The organism is Hydrogenophaga laconesensis, assembly GCF_031457235.1.
Taxonomy (GTDB): domain Bacteria; phylum Pseudomonadota; class Gammaproteobacteria; order Burkholderiales; family Burkholderiaceae_C; genus Hydrogenophaga; species Hydrogenophaga laconesensis.
Map to the genome: position 1 here is coordinate 345,704 of NZ_JAVDWE010000001.1, position 15,568 is coordinate 361,271.

Below are 15,568 nucleotides of genomic sequence, written 5' to 3' on the forward strand. Positions count from 1 at the left end.
CCGCCTTGTGGGCAGCACTCAAGCGTCCACCAGTGCGCCGCCCGCCTTCAACACCTCGCGCAGCCGTGCGGCATCGACCCCGCGCACGTCCAACGCGCCCTCGCCTTCGCAGGCCAGGGCAGCGGCGGTGCCGGCGGCCTGGCCGACGGCCATGGAGATCGTCATCACGCGGATCGCGGCCAGCGCAGCGTGCGTGGCCGAGATGCCTCGCCCGGCCACCAGCGCGTTGGTGACGCCTTTGGGAATGAGGCTGCGGTACGGAATCTGGTACGCGTGGTCATCGCCCATCGAGGCGTAGAGCAGTTCGCCACCCGACGCGGGATGGATGTCGATCGGGTACGCACCGCAGGCGATCGCATCGTCGAACGCCACCGGCTGCGTGAGCTCCTGCGCGGTGAGGACGTGTTCGCCTTCGACGCGGCGCGTCTCGCGGATGCCGACCTGCGTGGCGAACGCGCGCAGGCGCCCGCCTTCGCAACCGGGCACGGCGCGCCGCAGGTAGGCGGCCGCCTTCCAGGCCTGCCGGCGGCCTTCGATCTCGCCCTGGCTCAGCGCCTGCGCGTCGGTCGCATCGATGCCGAGGCGGCTGATGTTGAACCAGCCGTCGGTGGAGTACGGATCGCGCGAGGCATGCAGCGCGGCACGGGCGAGGTCTCCGCTGGCGTAACCCTCGGTGGCCAGCACCTTCATCTCGGCGGTGGTGATCGCGTCGAAGCGCTCGAAGTCGATCGGGCCGAAGCGGAACATCATGGTGGCCGGCTGCAGGGCATCGCCCTCGTCCAGCGACAGGAACCGCGCGCCCGCGCGGTGCAGCACGTCGATGTCGCCCGAGGTGTCGATCACCACGCGCGGGTGCACGTTGACCACGCCGCTCCTGGTGAGCATCCGCACGGCGCGGATGCGCCCGTCCTCGCAGACCACATCGCACACGCTGGCGTGCAGCATGGGTTGCACGCCGGCCCCGGTCACCATGTCGTCGAGCACCAGCTTGAGCACCTCCGGCGCGTACTCGACGCGGTCCATGCGGTGGCCGGTGGACATCACGAACACCTGGTGCTCGCCGGCGGCCTCGTAGGTGCGCAGCCGCTGCACCACTTCATCGGCCAGGCCCGCCACCACGCGGCGGCCGGCCTCGGTCTGCCAGCTGTTGAACTGCGCCACGGCGCCGCCCGTGGCGTTGCCGCCCAGGAAGCCGTAGCGCTCCACCAGCATCACGGTGGCGCCCTGGCGCGCCGCGGCCACCGCCGCCATGGTGCCGGCAACGCCGCCACCGCACACCAGCACATCGACCGCCCGTGGCGGCACCGGGTTGGGTTTCGTCACGCTCACTCCGCCTTGATACCGCGGGCCTTGATGACAGCGGCATAGCGCTCGCCCTCGGCCTTCATGAACTTCGCGGTGTCGGCGCGGCTCTGGATCACCGGCGACACACCCAGCGTGGTGAAGCGGTTCTTCACCGCGTCCGATGCGAGCGCGGCGGACAGCAGGGTTTCCAGGCGCGCCAGACCGGCGGCAGGGATCGAGTCCCTGGGCGCGAACAACGCGGCCCAGCCCTGCACTTCCAGGCTGGGCTGGTTCAGCGCGCGGAAGGTGGGCACACCCGGCAGCTCCGGCACTTCCTTCGGCGACGACACCGCCAGCGCGCGCAGCTTGCCCGAGCGGATGTGCACCAGCACGCTGGGCAGGTTCAGGAAGCCCAGCGACACCAGGCCGCCCAGCAGATCGGGCATGAGCGCGCTCTCGCCCTTGTAGGGCACGGGCGTGAGCGTGGCGCCGGTCTGGCTGGCGAAGATTTCCGAGGTCAGGTGCGCCAGCGTGCCATTGCCGCTGTTGCCCGCCATCAGTTCGCCGGGCCTGGCCTTGGCGGTGGCGACCACATCGGCAAAGCTCTTGAGCGGCGAGGCGGCCGGCACCACCAGCACCAGCGGCTGCGCCGAGACCATGCCCACGGCGTCGAAGTCGCGCACCACGTCGTAGCCGATGTTGGGGAACAGCGACGGGTTGATCACCATGCTGTTGCTGCCCATGAGCAGCGTGTGGCCGTCGCGGCTCTGCGCGGCGGCGTTCACGCCGATGGCACTGCCCGCGCCAGGGCGGTTGTCCACGATCACGCTCTGCCCCAGCTGGGGCGCGAGCAGTTCGGCCAGCACGCGGGCGGAACTGTCGGCACCGCCACCCGGAGCAAAGGGCACGATGATGCGCACCGTCTTCGACGGCCAGGCGTCGGCGGCGAAAACGCCATGGGGCCAGAGCGCGGTGGCGGTCAGCGCGGCGGCGCCAGAGAGCAGCGTGCGGCGGCGCACGGGGAAGGTTGGGGAAGTCATGTCATGTCTCCTGGTCAATTCAAAAGGATCCGGTGAATCCACGCAAATGCAGCCGGCATCCTAGGAACGCACCCTCTAACAGGCAAATACCAATCTTGCGCCATGCAATAACATGTTGTTATCAACTCCACGGGATGAAGCCACATGAACCTGCGCCAGATCGAAGTGTTCCGGGCCACCATGCTCACCGGCTCCACCGCCGACGCCGCGCGGCTGCTGCACGTGTCGCAGCCCGGCATCAGCCGCATGATCGGGCACATCGAGCTGCAGCTGGGCCTGCGGCTGTTCGAGCGTGGCAAGGGCCGGCTCAAACCCACGCCAGAAGCCCACGCGCTGTATGCCGAGGTGGAACACGTGTACCGGGGGGTGCGGCGCATCGACGAGCGCGCCCAGGCGCTGAAATCGGGCGGCGGCCTGGCGCTGCGCGTGCTGGCCAGCCCCAGCACGCTGCTGGAGATCGTGCCCCGCGCCGTGGCCTCGCTCTCGGCCGACTACCCCGATTCCATGATCTACCTCGAATCGCAGCTGGTGCGCGACATGGTCCGCCTGCTGGCCATCGGCGAGGCCGACGTGGGCATCAGCAACCTGCCCATCGATCATCCCCTGCTGGTGTCGGAGGTGGTGGGCTCGTGGTCGCTGAGCTGCGTATTCCAGCGCGGGCACCGCTTCGAGCAGGAGACGTCGGTGTCCATCAGCGAGATCGTCAAGGAACGGTTGATCGCCTTCAGCCCCGATACGCCACAGGGCCGGCTGGTGGCCGAACACTACCCGCGCACGCTGGACACCGGGCCACGGCGCATCGAGGTGCGATCCGGCCAGGTCGCCTGCGCACTCGCCGAGGCCGGCGCCGGCGTGGCGGTGGTGGACAACCTCACCGCCCGCGCCTGGCGTAAGGACCAGCTCTCTTTCCGCCCCATCAAGCGCTCGCCCCGCACCCAGGTGTTCCGCGTGCGCAACCCCGCGTTCCCCGGCTCGGTGCTGGAAGACGGGCTGGTCGAACGCATCCGCCAGGGCTTTCGCGCCATGGACCGGCCAGGCCAGTGACGGCACCTGGCATCTCCGGCCCTATGATCCGCTGACCCCACGGATGCCACAGAATGCCGCCCATGAGTACCGCCAGCGCACAGACGCCCCCTGCGCTCTCCCCCGCCACCTTTCGCGGTGACCTGGGTGGTTCGCTCGGCGATCTCGGCACGCTGTTGCCTTTTCTGGTGGGGTACATCGTCGTGGCCGGCGTGCAGGCCAGTGCGATTCTGCTGGCGTTCGGCATCAGTCTGCTGGCCGTCGGGTGGCGTTACGGCATTCCGTTTCCGGTTCAGCCCATGAAGGCTGTGGGCGCCGCGGCGCTGGCCCACACGGCCACCGCCGCCCACAGCATGCCCGAGGTGCTGGCCTTGACCGCCGCCATGACCGCCGCCTTCTGGCTCGTCGCGGGCTGGACGGGAGTCGCCCGCTGGCTGGCGGCGCACCTGTCGCGCGATGTGGTCCACGGCGTGGTGCTCGGCCTGGGCATCGCGCTCATCCTCGGCAGCCTGCGCCGCATCGAGGGCGACTGGGTGGTGGGTCTGACTTCGGTACTGGCCGCCCTGGTGCTGCTGGGCAGAGGCGCCTGGCTGCTCATGCCGTTGCTGTTGCTCGCCGGGTTCGCCGTGGGCACCTGGCGCCAACCCGAGCTGATGGCTGCGGCGCTGCAGACGCCTGCGGCCGTCGCCCTCCCGCAGCCCGTGTGGAATGGCATCCCCGCCACCAGCGTGTGGCTGAGCGCGGCCGCCCTCACCCTGGCCCAGACACCGCTGACCTTCGGCAATGCCATCCTCGGCATCGTTTCTGAAACAAAGCGGCTGTTTCCCGCCACCCGCATCGACGAAAACCGCGTGGCCCGCAGCACCGGCTGGATGAACCTGCTGGCCGCCGGCCTGAGCGCGCCACCCATGTGCCACGGTGCCGGTGGACTCGTGGCCCAGGCAGCACTGGGCGCGCGCACCGGGCGCGCGCCGATGTGGCTCGGTGGCGCGCTCGTGCTGCTCGCGCTGTTCGCCAGCGCCCCCGTGGCCGCGCTGCTGGCCCTGCTGCCCCAAGGCACCCTCGGCGCCATGCTGTTCGTGGCCGGTTTCTCGCTGGTCATCGGCACCGCCGGCAACCCGCGCGACAAACAGGCCCGGGCCGTGCTGCTAACCACCGCGGCCATCTCTGTCTGGAACGCAGGTGTCGGCGTCCTGGCCGGCCTGCTGCTGGAAAAAGGTCTGCAGACCCGCGTCTTCAAACTCTGACCTGAACGAGGCGTCAGCCGGCGCGCGCAGGGCAGCGAGCGAAGCAACCCGTCCAGAGACAGCGAGGGACGGCTACGCCGGCCCCAGCTGTCGCCCCCTTTCCAAGGGGGGTGGCGCCGAAGGCGACGCGGGGGGTTTAGATGTTTCCGTAATAAACAACCAAAAAAGCATTCGTTCCCTATCCGTGGCTTTGTCGGGATCATCCCGTCCATCCCATCAACCACGGACTCTTCCGAAGGAACGACATGACCACCCGCCGCCAACTCATCCAGGCTTTTGCCGCCACCGCCCTGACCGCCAGCGCCCTCACGGCCGTGGCCCAGACGCCGGCCCCGGTGACGCTGCTCAACGTGTCGTACGATCCGACGCGTGAGCTCTATGTGGAATACAACGCCGCTTTCACCAAGTTCTGGAAGGCCAAGACCGGCCAGGACGTGACCATCAAGCAGAGCCACGGCGGCTCGGGCAAGCAGGCCCGTTCCATCATCGACGGCCTGGACGCCGATGTGGCCACCCTGGCGCTGGCCGGTGACACCGACGCCCTGCACGACAACGGCAACTGGATCCCCAAGGACTGGCAGAAGCGCCTGCCGCTCAACAGCACGCCGTACGCCTCCACCATCGTGCTCGTGACCCGCGCCGGCAACCCCAAGAACATCAAGGACTGGGACGACCTGATCCGCCCCGACGTGAAGGTCATCACCCCCAACCCCAAGACCTCGGGCGGCGCCCGCTGGAACTACCTGGCCGCCTGGGAATTCGCCAAGCGCAAGTACGGCGGCGACGACAAGGCCAAGGAATTCGTGAGCAAGCTCTATAACAACGTGCCCGTGCTCGACACCGGCGCGCGTGGTTCCACCATCACCTTCTCGCAGCGCAACCAGGGCGACGTGCTGGTGGCCTGGGAGAACGAGGCCTACCTGCTGGAGAAAGAGTTCGGCAACAAGGTGGACTTCGTCTATCCCTCGCTGTCCATCCTGGCCGAACCCGCCGTGACCATCGTCGACAAGAACGTGGACAAGAAGGGCACGCGCGCCGTGGCACAGGCCTACCTGGAATTCCTGTACACGGAAGAGGCACAGGACATCATCGGCAAGCACTTCTACCGTCCGACCTCCGCCAAGGCCCAGGCCAAGTACGCCAAGCAGTTGCCCAAGATCAACCTCTTCAAGATCGAGGACGCGTTCGGCGGCTGGGAGAAGGCGGCCAAGGTGCACTTCTCCGACGGCGGCAGCTTCGACCAGATCTACACGAAGAAGTAAGCCGCGCGCCGCTGTCACACGCCAGAACCAGAACGCTCCAGGGAACCGCACCGTGTCCATTCTTCTGATCGCAGGCAGCCCGTCCGAGCATTCGCGCTCGGCGGCGCTGCTCGACGCGGTGTCCCAACGGCTGGGTCTGCGCCACGCGCTGATCGAACGCCTCCACATCCGTGACCTCTCGCCCCAGGCCCTGCTGCTGGCCGACGTGGGTCACAAGTCGATCCGCGCCGCGGTCTCCCAGGTGGAGACCGCCCGCGCCCTCGTGGTCGCCACACCGGTCTACAAGGCCGCCTACAGCGGGGTGCTCAAGGTCTTCCTGGACCTGCTGCCGCAGACTGCCCTCAAGGGCAAGGTGGTGCTGCCACTGGCCACCGGCGGCAGCCCGCACCACATGCTCGCGCTCGACTACGCATTGCGCCCCGTGCTGCAGTCGCTCGCGGCGCGGCACATTCTCCCCGGGGTCTATGCCACCGATGCGCAGATCCCGAAAGACACCGAAGGCCAGTACCAGGTCGGCCGCGACATCGGCGAACGACTGGACGACGCGGTGAACACCCTCCTTCACGAAGGCCTGCGAATGCCGGTCACGGCCGGGTTCGCGCCCGTGCCGTTCGCCCAGGTGCGATGTAGCGTCTGAACCGCCGATACGGTTCTGCATTCAAGCGCAGAACCGTAGGAGAGCCGGGACCACCCGGCCCATCCCGTCCGCATCCCCGATCCGCATTTTTCAGCCACCGCGCGGGTGGCCTGGACGGCCTTTGCCTGCGCTTTCATCAAGAGGATTCCATCATGAGTGAACTGTTCCAACACCACCCCGAGGCCGGCACGCCCGTCGAGCCGTCCCGCTTCGACCACATCAAGCGCTGGGCCATCGGCTTCCTGGTCTTCGTCATCGCCGCCTTCGGCCTCGCGTTGCTGCTGTTGCCTGTGCCCGAAGCCAAGGCACAGACGAAAGGCGAGCTGCGCATCGGCTACCAGAAGTCGGCCAGCCTGTTCGTGCTGCAGAAAGCACAAGGCACCCTGGACAAGAAACTCGCGCCCCTGGGCTTCGGCGTGAAATGGGTGGAGTTTCCCGCCGGCCCGCAGCTGCTCGAAGGCCTGAACGTGGGCGCGGTGGACGTGGGCTACGTGGGTGAGGCGCCGCCCATCTTCGCGCAGGCCGCCGGTGCGCAGTTCGTCTACTTCGGTTACGACCCAGCCGCGCCGCGCGCCGAAGCCATCCTCGTCACGAAGGACTCGCCCATCAAGTCGGTCGCCGATCTGAAGGGCAAGAAGGTCGCGCTCAACAAGGGCAGCAACGTGCACTACCTGCTGGTGAAACAGCTGGAGAAACACGGCCTGAAGATCACCGACATCACACCCGTCTACCTCGCACCCGCTGACGGCCGCGCCGCGTTCGAGAGCAAGAACGTCGACGCCTGGGTGATCTGGGATCCGTTCCAGGCCGCCGCCGAGAAAGCCACCGGCGCCCGCGTGCTGGCCGACGGCACGGGGGGTGTGGTCAACAACTACCAGTACTACCTGGGCGCGCGCAACTTCGTCACCAAAAACCCCCGGGTGATCGAGGCCCTGTTCGCCGACTCGGTGGAGCAAGGCATCTGGCTCAAGAAGAACCTGCGCCAGGCCGCCGAGCTCATCGCGCCGCTGCAGGGCCTGCCGGTGGACGTGGTGGAACTCGCGCTGCAGCGCTACGAGTTCAACGTGAAGCCAATCACCGCCGCCGTGGCCGCCGACCAGCAAAAGATCGCCGACACCTTCTTCGACCTGAAGCTGATTCCCAAGGCCATCAAGGTGAGCGAGGCGGTGGTGGTGTCGCAACCCTGACGCGCCGACCCACACGCGGAGCCCGCCATGTCCAAGCCCTTCGATGCGGCCGACCTGCGCCGCCAGATCGCCAGGCTGCTCGCCACCACCGCCGCCGCCTGGAGCATCGCCGCCGCGAAAGCGCGCAGCGCCCTTTCAACACCCACCAGGACACCCATGACTTTCGATTTCTCCGACCGCCGCCGCTTCGTCCTCTCGGGCGTGGGCGCCGCCGCCCTCGCCACGCTGCCCCAGTTCCCTGCGCAGGCACAGGTGCAGGCCACCGCCGGCAATCGCGTGCTGCGCATCGGCCACCAGAAAGGTTTCCTCAGCCTGCTCAAGGGCCGGGGCACGCTAGAACAGCGCCTCGCCCCGCTCGGCGTGAAACTGAGCTGGACCGAATTCACCGCCGGCCCGGTGCAGCTGGAAGCACTCAACGTCGGCTCGATCGACTTCGGTGACGTGGGCGAGGCCCCGCCGATCTTCGCGCAGGCCGCCGGTGCGCCGCTGGCCTACGTGGCCGCCACCGTGCCGCGCCCCGCCACCGAAGCCGTGCTGGTGCAGAAGGACTCGGCCATCAAGACCGTGGCCGATCTCAAAGGCAGGAAGGTTGCCTACAACAAAGGCTCCAACGTCCACTACTTCCTGGTGAAGCTGCTGGAGAAGAACGGCCTGAAGTACGACGACGTGCAGTCCGTCTTCCTGCCCCCGTCCGATGCGCGCGCCGCGTTCGAGAAGGGCGCCGTGGATGCCTGGGTGATCTGGGACCCGTTCCTGGCCGCCGCCGAGGTGGGCCTGGGCGGCCGCATCCTGGCCGACGCGAACGGCGTGGTGAACAACCGCGCCTACTACTTCTCCACGCTCGACTACGCGGCGAAGAACGCCGACGTGGTGAAGATCGTGATCGAGGAGATCAACAAGCTCGACCAGTGGGGCAGCACCAACCGCGACGCCCTCGCCGCCGAGTTCGCGCCGCTGTGGGGCATTCCCAAGCCCGTCGTCGACCGCGCGGTGACCCGCTCGGCCTACGGCACCGGCTCGATCACCAAGGCGATCCTGCAGGAACAGCAGGTCATCGCCGACACCTTCTTCAACCTCAAGCTGATCCCGAAAAGGATCAACGTGCTTGAAGCCGCTGTAAATGCTGGTTGACCACCCCCGCCGCGCTTCGCGCGCCCCCCTCAAGGGGGCGGCACCAGAGGCCCGGCAGAGCCGGTTCCTCGGTGCCACTTGAACAAACCCCTTCGTTCGGAACGTCATGTCACTCAACATCTTCTGGTTCATCCCCACCCACGGCGACAGCCGTTACCTCGGCACGGCGCAGGGCGGGCGGCAGCTCAACCACGACTACCTCAAGCAGGTGGCGCAGGCGGCAGACAGCCTGGGCTATGAAGGCGTGCTGATTCCCACCGGCCGTTCCTGCGAAGACCCCTGGGTCGTCGCGGCCAGCCTGCTGCCGGTGACGCAGCGGCTCAAGTTCCTGGTGGCCGTGCGCCCGGGCCTGCACCAGCCGGCGCTGGCCGCGCGCATGGCCGCCAGCTTCGACCGCCTCTCCGGCGGACGACTGCTCATCAACCTGGTCACCGGCGGCGACCGCGCCGAACTCGAAGGCGACGGCGTGTTCCTCGACCACGCGCAACGCTACGAACAGTCGGCCGAATTCATCCGCATCTGGCGCGAGATCCTGGCGCGCAGCCACGAGGGCGAGACCTTCGACTACGACGGCAAGCACCTGCAGGTCAAGGGCGCCAAGCTGTTCTTCCCACCGCTGCAACACCCCTACCCACCGGTGTACTTCGGCGGTTCTTCCGAGGCCGCGCACGAGCTCGCGGGCGAGCAGGTCGACACCTACCTCACCTGGGGCGAACCGCCCGCCGAGGTCGCGAAGAAGGTGGCCGACGTGCGCGCCCGCGCCGCGAAGCACGGCCGCACGGTGAAGTTCGGCATCCGCCTGCACGTGATCGTGCGCGAGACCGACGCCGAAGCCTGGGCCGCCGCCGACTCGCTCATCAGCAAGCTCGACGACGACGTGGTGAACCGCGCGCAGGCCGCGTTCGCCAAGATGGATTCCGAAGGCCAGCGCCGCATGGCCGCCCTGCACACGCAGGGCAGCAAGCGCACCCGCGCCGACCTGGAGATCAGCCCGAACCTGTGGGCCGGCGTGGGCCTGGTGCGTGGCGGAGCTGGCACCGCGCTGGTGGGTGACCCCGAGACCGTGGCCGCGCGCATCCAGGAATACGCCGAGCTGGGCCTGGAGAACTTCATCTTCTCGGGCTACCCGCACCTGGAAGAGGCCTACCGCTTCGCCGAACTGGTGTTCCCGCTGCTGCCGCGCAAGCTGCGCGAAAAGCTGCCTGGCCCGGCGCTCACCGGCCCCTTCGGTGAGACCGTGGCCAACGTGTTCGTGCCGCGCGCCGCGCAGAGCTGAGGGCGCGCCATGAGCATCCATTCCATCCACCATGTGCAGCTCGGCTTTCCCGCCGGCCAGCAGGCGCTGGTGCGGCACTTCTACGGCGAACTGCTGGGCCTGAAGGAATTCCGCCTGGGCACGGGCAACACGCTGCGCTTCTACGCCGCGTCCCAGCGTGTGGACCTCGTGCCCGTGCCGAACTGGACGGCCTCGCCCTCGCCGTCGCACCTGGCCTTCGAGGTGCAGAACCTGCCGGGCTTTCGCGCGCGCCTGCTCGATGCGGGCCTGGAGATCGACGAGAGCCAGCCGCTGGCCGGCCACCTGCGCTTCCGTGTCAACGACCCGGCGGGCAACCCCATCGAATTCCTCGAACCCGACCCTTCCCAAGGAGGCGCCGCATGACGCAGGCCCAGGCTCAGACTTTTCGCGAAGCCCCGGTGACGCCGGTGCCCGACACCATCGACGCACCCGGCTGGGGCCTGCTGCCCGGCCCCACCGGCAAGGCTTCGTGGCTGGCGCCCGCGCTGCGCGGCGCGTGGCAGCGCTTCCTGCCATGGCTGGTGCCGGTGCTGCTGGTGGCGGTGTGGCAGCTGTCCTCTTCGCAGGGCTGGTTGTCCACCCGCGTGCTGCCCGCCCCGCTCGATGTGGTCACCGCGTTCTGGACGCTCGCGGTCTCCGGCGAACTCTGGACGCACGTGAAGGTGAGCGCGGGCCGCGCGCTGATCGGCCTGGCCATCGGCGGCGGGCTCGGCCTGCTGCTGGGGCTGCTCACCGGCTCGTTGAAGTTCTTCGAGACCCTGCTCGATTCCAGCGTGCAGATGGTGCGCAACATTCCCGCGCTCGCGCTGATCCCGCTGGTCATCCTGTGGTTCGGTATCGACGAAGCGGCCAAGCTGTTCCTCATCGCCGTGGCGGTGTTCTTCCCGATCTACCTCAACACCTTCCACGGCATCCGCAACGTGGACCCGGGCCTGATCGAGATGGGCCGCACCTACGGCCTCACGCGCTGGGGCCTGTACACGCAGATCATCCTGCCCGGCGCGCTGTCCTCCATCCTGGTCGGCCTGCGTTTCTCACTCGGCCTGATGTGGGTGATCCTGATCGTGGCCGAGACCATCTCGGCGCAGGCCGGCATCGGCTACCTGACGATGAATGCCCGCGAATTCCTGCAGACCGACATCGTGCTCGTCGGCATCCTGCTCTACGCCGCCCTCGGCAAGCTCGCCGATGTCTTTGCCCGAGCCCTGGAAACCTATTGGCTCCGCTGGCACCCGGGCTACCAGACATGAACACCCCCCTGCGCCGCTGCGCGGCTTCCCCCCTCTCTTGCGCGCCTTCGGCGCTGGGAGGGGGGGACGGCGGCTCGGGCCGGCGGAGCCGGACCCTTGTCGCCCCTGGACCGACGTCCTCAAACGCAACCGCTTTTTTCATCCTGAGGTCTCTCATGACGCTATCCACTTTCACCCGCCGCGCCGCCCTGGGCGCCATCGGTTCCCTCGCGGCCAGTGCCGCGCTCGCGCAAGGCAACACACCGCGCACCGTGCGCCTGGGCTACCAGAAGTCGTCCACGCTGATTGCCGTGCTGCGCCTGCAGGGCACGCTGGAGCAGCGCCTGGCACCGCTCGGTGCCACGCTGAGCTGGCACGAGTTCACCAGCGGTCTGCCGCTGCTCGAAGCCCTGAACCTGGACAACCTCGACTTCAGCGCCGACGTGGCCGACACCGTGCCCGTATTCGCGCAGGCCGCTGGCGCGCAACTCACCTTCGTGGCGCAGGAAGCGCCCTCGCCCACGGCCCAGGCCATCCTGGTGCGCAGCGACTCGCCGCTCAAGAGCGTGAGCGAGCTCAAGGGCAAGCGCGTGGGCTTCGCCAAGGCCGCAGGCGCGCACTACCTGCTGCTGGCCGCGCTGGAGAAAGCCGGCCTGTCCTTCAGCGACATCGAGCCCGCCTACCTCACGCCCGCCGATGGCCGCGCCGCCTTCGAGCGTGGCGCCATCGATGCCTGGGTGGTGTGGGACCCGTTCCTCTCCGCGGCACAGAAGCAGGCCGGCGCGCGCGTGCTGGCCGATGGCACCGGCCTGGCTTCGTACCAGCGCTACTACCTCGCCAGCACCCGCTTCGCGCAGGCCCGGCCCGACGTACTCGGCGTGATCTACACCGAGCTGGAAAAGACCGGGCGCTGGGTCAAGCAGAACCCGAAGGAAGCGGCCGCGCTGCTCGCGCCCTTCTGGGGTCTGGACGCCGGCATCGTCGAACAGGCCAACGGCCGCCGCAGCTATGCGGTGCGCCCGGTCACGCCGCAGAACATCACCGAACAGCAGAAGATCGCCGACGACTTCCTGGCCGAGAAGCTGCTGCCCCGCCGCGTCAACGCGACCGACGTCGCGCTGTTCAAACCGCAGGTGTGAGCGCATGACAGAGAAGACCACCACCCCTGGCGTGCGCGTGCAGCTGCGCCACCTGAGCAAGCGCTACGGTGCGCGCGAGGTGCTGCGCGACAACCAGCTCACCATCGAACCTGGCGAGTTCGTCGCCATCGTGGGTCGCAGCGGCTGCGGCAAGAGCACGCTGCTGCGCCTCGTCGCGGGTCTGGAAGCCGTCAGTGGTGGCGAGCTCCTGCTCGACGGCAAGCACGTCGACGGCCTGCACGACGACACCCGCATCATGTTCCAGGACGCGCGCCTGCTGCCCTGGAAGCGCGTGCTCGACAACGTGGCGCTCGGCCTGCCGAAGGGTCAGCGCAAGGACGCCGAGGCCGTGCTCGGCCAGGTGGGCCTGGGCGACCGCCTGGGCGACTGGCCGGCCAAGCTCTCGGGTGGCCAGCGCCAGCGCGTCTCGCTGGCCCGCGCCCTGGTGCACCGGCCCCAGCTGCTGCTGCTCGACGAGCCGCTGGGCGCGCTGGACGCGCTCACCCGCATCGAGATGCACGAACTCATCGAGGGCCTGTGGAAGCGCCACGGCTTCACCGCCCTGCTCGTCACGCACGACGTGCAGGAAGCCGTCGCCCTGGCCGACCGCGTGATCCTGATCGAGGACGGTGCCATCGCGCTGGACGAGCGCGTGCCGCTGGCGCGCCCGCGTTCGCGCGGCGATGCGACCTTCGCCGCGATCGAGAAACGCATCCTGGACCGGGTGCTGCAGATCCCCGACAGCGCCCCGCCGTCGAACGACCCGGTCTGGCCCGCCCAACCTGCCCACGCCTTGCGCTGGGCCGTCTAGATGAACACCGCCCGCATCGCCTTTGGCACTACTCCCCACGGGGCAACGCCAGTGGCCCGGCAAAGCTGGTTCCACGGCGTTTCTTGATCAAGACATCTCTCTTCACTGCCTCTTTTCACAACCAAGGAAAACACCATGTCCATCCAAGCCATCAACGTGCGCAACCAGTTCAAGGGCAAGGTCCGCGAAATCATCAAGGGCGACGTCGTCTCCGAAGTCGACGTCGAAACGCCCTGGGGCATCGTCACCTCCGTCATCACCACCCGCTCGGTGAACGACCTCGGCCTGCAGGTCGGATCGGAGGTCGTGGCGCTCGTGAAGTCGACCGAAGTCTCCATCGCCAAGTTGTGAACACCTCCCTGCGCCTCTTCGCGGCTTCCCTCCTCTCTGACGCGCCTTCGGCGCTGGGAGGAAGGACGACACCAGCGGCCTGGCAAAGCCAGTTCCGCGGTGTCCCTGACGAACTCCCCCTCATTCTTTGCGATTCTTTGTGATCCTTCTCGACAACATCCACCAGACCTACCGCGGCCCGAAAGGCCCGGTGCACGCCCTGCGCGGCGTGAGCCTGCACATCCGTGCGGGTGAGGTCTTCGGCGTGATCGGACGCAGCGGCGCGGGCAAGAGCTCGCTGGTGCGCACCATCAACCTGCTCAACCGGCCCAGCCAGGGCACGGTGACAGTCGCCGGCCGTTCCCTCACCACGCTGAATGCCGCCGGGCTGCGCGCAGCGCGGCGCGACATCGGCATGATCTTCCAGCACTTCAACCTGCTGACCTCGCGCACGGTGTTCGACAACGTGGCGTTGCCGCTCGAACTGGCCGGCCTCTCGCGCCAGCAGATCCAGGCCCGCGTGAACCCGCTGCTCGAACTCGTGGGCCTGGGCCACCTGGCCGACCGCTACCCGGCGCAGATCAGCGGCGGTCAGAAGCAGCGCGTGGGCATTGCGCGCGCGCTCGCCAGCCAGCCCAAGGTGCTGCTGTCGGACGAAGCCACCTCCGCGCTCGACCCCGAAACCACCCGCTCCATCCTGGCGCTGCTGCAGCAGATCAACCGCGAGCTCGGCCTCACCATCGTGCTGATCACGCACCAGATGCAGGTGATCAAGCAGGTGGCGCACCGCCTCGCGGTGATGGAGGCCGGCGAGATCGTCGAACAGGGCGAAGCGCTCAAGGTGTTCAGCGACCCGCAGAACGAAACCACCCGCAGCCTGCTCGACGACGTGGTGCCGCGCGAGCTGCCGGCCAACGTGCTGGAGCGCGTGCGCACCCTGCTCGGCGCGCCGGGTCAGCCGCCCGCGAGCCTGCTGCGCCTGGTGTTCGCCGGCTCGGAATCCGACCAGCCGCTGCTCTCCGACCTGGTGCGCCGCTTCGGGCTGGACCTGAACATCGTGCACGGCCAGATCGACGAGGTGCAGGGGCACCCGTTCGGCACGCTCGCCGTGCTGGCGCGTGGCGCGCAGGAACAGCTGACCGCCGCCGTGAGCCACCTGCGGGGCGCCGGTGTGCAGGTGCAGGAGGTGGCCCATGCTTGAACAGCTGCAGAGCTGGTTCCCCCCGGCGCTCATCGATCTCTTCGTGCTCTCGTTCTGGGAGACGCTGGTGATGGTCGGCATCTCGGGCTTCGTGGGCGCGCTCATCGGCGTGCCGCTGGGTGTGCTGCTGCGCCTCACCGACCACGGCGGCGTGCTGCAGAACGCGGCGTTCAACCGCACGGTGGGCGGCATCGTGAACGCGGTGCGCTCCACGCCTTTCATCATCCTGCTGGTGGCGATCATTCCGTTCACGCGGCTGATCACCGGGTCGTCCATCGGCACCGCGGCCGCCGTGGTGCCGCTCACCATCGCCGCCGCGCCCTTCATTGCGCGGCTGGTGGAAACCTCGCTGCGCGAGGTGGACAGCGGGCTGATCGAAGCCGCGCAGGCCATGGGCGCGACCACGCCGCAGATCGTGTTCAAGGTGCTGCTGCCCGAGGCCTTCCCCGGCATCGTGGCCGGTTTCACCATCACCCTGGTCAGCCTCACCGGCTACTCGGCCATGGCCGGTGCCATCGGCGGCGGCGGCCTGGGCGACCTCGGCATCCGCTACGGCTACCAGCGCTTCCTGCCCGAGGTGATGCTGGCCGTGGTGCTGCTGCTCATCGTGTTCGTGCAGGCCGTGCAGAGCCTGGGCGACTGGCTGGTGCACCGACTGAACAAGAAATGAACACCCCCCTGCGCCGCTGCGCGGCTTCCCCCCTCTCTGGCGCGCCTTCGGCGCTGGGAGGGGGGACGGCATCTCGGGCC

At 68.4% G+C, this 15,568-nt stretch carries 16 protein-coding genes; 14 read left to right on the plus strand and 2 right to left on the minus strand.

Features of this window, described 5'->3' with window-relative positions; translation table 11 throughout:
• Positions 1-18: 18 nt before the first annotated feature.
• Entirely contained in the window at positions 19-1,323 is a 1,305-nt protein-coding gene (locus tag J2X09_RS01620; RefSeq protein WP_310307159.1) for an FAD-dependent oxidoreductase, read from the minus strand.
• A 2-nt stretch (positions 1,324-1,325) separates the two neighbouring features.
• Positions 1,326-2,324 (minus strand): Bug family tripartite tricarboxylate transporter substrate binding protein, encoded by a 999-nt coding sequence (locus J2X09_RS01625; RefSeq protein ID WP_204731604.1) that lies wholly within the window; start codon positions 2,322-2,324, stop codon positions 1,326-1,328.
• A gap of 144 nt (positions 2,325-2,468) precedes the next feature.
• Here J2X09_RS01625 and J2X09_RS01630 point away from each other — a divergent pair, with 144 nt between their 5' ends.
• The 14 genes from J2X09_RS01630 (at position 2,469) to J2X09_RS01695 (ending at position 15,488) form a co-directional block, all read left to right on the plus strand.
• Positions 2,469-3,368 carry a LysR family transcriptional regulator gene (locus J2X09_RS01630; RefSeq protein WP_204731605.1) on the plus strand — a complete coding sequence of 300 codons (900 nt, stop codon included), beginning with the start codon at positions 2,469-2,471 and terminating at the stop codon, positions 3,366-3,368.
• 62 nt (positions 3,369-3,430) lie between these two features.
• A complete protein-coding gene (locus tag J2X09_RS01635) occupies positions 3,431-4,594 on the plus strand; it encodes a molybdate transporter family protein (protein ID WP_204731606.1) in 1,164 nt (387 codons plus the stop codon).
• A gap of 245 nt (positions 4,595-4,839) precedes the next feature.
• Positions 4,840-5,856 (plus strand): sulfate ABC transporter substrate-binding protein, encoded by a 1,017-nt coding sequence (locus tag J2X09_RS01640; RefSeq protein ID WP_204731607.1) that lies wholly within the window; start codon positions 4,840-4,842, stop codon positions 5,854-5,856.
• A gap of 52 nt (positions 5,857-5,908) precedes the next feature.
• Positions 5,909-6,493 carry an NADPH-dependent FMN reductase gene (ssuE, locus tag J2X09_RS01645; RefSeq protein ID WP_204731608.1) on the plus strand — a complete coding sequence of 195 codons (585 nt, stop codon included), beginning with the start codon at positions 5,909-5,911 and terminating at the stop codon, positions 6,491-6,493.
• Between the two features lie 152 nt (positions 6,494-6,645).
• Positions 6,646-7,680, plus strand: a complete 1,035-nt coding sequence (locus J2X09_RS01650; protein ID WP_204731609.1) for a sulfonate ABC transporter substrate-binding protein — start codon at positions 6,646-6,648, stop codon at positions 7,678-7,680.
• 156 nt (positions 7,681-7,836) lie between these two features.
• On the plus strand, positions 7,837-8,811 hold the full coding sequence (locus J2X09_RS01655; protein ID WP_204731938.1) for a sulfonate ABC transporter substrate-binding protein: 975 nt from the start codon (positions 7,837-7,839) through the stop codon (positions 8,809-8,811).
• A gap of 106 nt (positions 8,812-8,917) precedes the next feature.
• Positions 8,918-10,087, plus strand: coding sequence for an FMNH2-dependent alkanesulfonate monooxygenase (ssuD, locus tag J2X09_RS01660; protein ID WP_204731610.1), 1,170 nt, complete (start codon positions 8,918-8,920; stop codon positions 10,085-10,087).
• Between the two features lie 9 nt (positions 10,088-10,096).
• Positions 10,097-10,471, plus strand: coding sequence for a VOC family protein (locus J2X09_RS01665; RefSeq protein ID WP_204731611.1), 375 nt, complete (start codon positions 10,097-10,099; stop codon positions 10,469-10,471).
• A complete protein-coding gene (gene ssuC, locus J2X09_RS01670) occupies positions 10,468-11,358 on the plus strand; it encodes an aliphatic sulfonate ABC transporter permease SsuC (protein ID WP_204731612.1) in 891 nt (296 codons plus the stop codon). Before J2X09_RS01665 ends, ssuC begins: the two co-directional genes overlap by 4 nt.
• Before the next feature lie 155 nt (positions 11,359-11,513).
• Entirely contained in the window at positions 11,514-12,476 is a 963-nt protein-coding gene (locus J2X09_RS01675; RefSeq protein ID WP_204731613.1) for an aliphatic sulfonate ABC transporter substrate-binding protein, read from the plus strand.
• Positions 12,477-12,480: 4 nt separating this feature from the next.
• Positions 12,481-13,287: an ATP-binding cassette domain-containing protein gene (locus J2X09_RS01680; RefSeq protein WP_204731614.1), complete on the plus strand. Its 807-nt coding sequence runs from the start codon at positions 12,481-12,483 to the stop codon at positions 13,285-13,287.
• Positions 13,288-13,422: 135 nt separating this feature from the next.
• Complete coding sequence (locus J2X09_RS01685) at positions 13,423-13,638, plus strand: TOBE domain-containing protein (RefSeq protein ID WP_204731615.1); 216 nt, start codon at positions 13,423-13,425, stop codon at positions 13,636-13,638.
• 139 nt (positions 13,639-13,777) lie between these two features.
• Positions 13,778-14,818 carry a methionine ABC transporter ATP-binding protein gene (locus J2X09_RS01690; protein WP_204731616.1) on the plus strand — a complete coding sequence of 347 codons (1,041 nt, stop codon included), beginning with the start codon at positions 13,778-13,780 and terminating at the stop codon, positions 14,816-14,818.
• Positions 14,811-15,488: a methionine ABC transporter permease gene (locus J2X09_RS01695; RefSeq protein WP_204731617.1), complete on the plus strand. Its 678-nt coding sequence runs from the start codon at positions 14,811-14,813 to the stop codon at positions 15,486-15,488. Before J2X09_RS01690 ends, J2X09_RS01695 begins: the two co-directional genes overlap by 8 nt.
• Positions 15,489-15,568: the final 80 nt, after the last annotated feature.

Excerpts from the sequence above, each read along its gene's own strand:
- J2X09_RS01630 (WP_204731605.1), top strand. The coding sequence starts at position 2,469 with ATGAACCTGCGCCAGATCGAAGTGTTCCGGGCCACCATGCTCACCGGC.
- J2X09_RS01695 (WP_204731617.1), top strand. The coding sequence starts at position 14,811 with ATGCTTGAACAGCTGCAGAGCTGGTTCCCCCCGGCGCTCATCGATCTC.
- J2X09_RS01665 (WP_204731611.1), top strand. The coding sequence starts at position 10,097 with ATGAGCATCCATTCCATCCACCATGTGCAGCTCGGCTTTCCCGCCGGC.
- ssuC (WP_204731612.1), top strand. The coding sequence starts at position 10,468 with ATGACGCAGGCCCAGGCTCAGACTTTTCGCGAAGCCCCGGTGACGCCG.
- J2X09_RS01675 (WP_204731613.1), top strand. The coding sequence starts at position 11,514 with ATGACGCTATCCACTTTCACCCGCCGCGCCGCCCTGGGCGCCATCGGT.
- ssuD (WP_204731610.1), top strand. The coding sequence starts at position 8,918 with ATGTCACTCAACATCTTCTGGTTCATCCCCACCCACGGCGACAGCCGT.
- J2X09_RS01685 (WP_204731615.1), top strand. The coding sequence starts at position 13,423 with ATGTCCATCCAAGCCATCAACGTGCGCAACCAGTTCAAGGGCAAGGTC.
- J2X09_RS01650 (WP_204731609.1), top strand. The coding sequence starts at position 6,646 with ATGAGTGAACTGTTCCAACACCACCCCGAGGCCGGCACGCCCGTCGAG.
- J2X09_RS01625 (WP_204731604.1), bottom strand. The coding sequence starts at position 2,324 with ATGACTTCCCCAACCTTCCCCGTGCGCCGCCGCACGCTGCTCTCTGGC.
- J2X09_RS01640 (WP_204731607.1), top strand. The coding sequence starts at position 4,840 with ATGACCACCCGCCGCCAACTCATCCAGGCTTTTGCCGCCACCGCCCTG.
- J2X09_RS01655 (WP_204731938.1), top strand. The coding sequence starts at position 7,837 with ATGACTTTCGATTTCTCCGACCGCCGCCGCTTCGTCCTCTCGGGCGTG.
- J2X09_RS01635 (WP_204731606.1), top strand. The coding sequence starts at position 3,431 with ATGAGTACCGCCAGCGCACAGACGCCCCCTGCGCTCTCCCCCGCCACC.
- J2X09_RS01680 (WP_204731614.1), top strand. The coding sequence starts at position 12,481 with ATGACAGAGAAGACCACCACCCCTGGCGTGCGCGTGCAGCTGCGCCAC.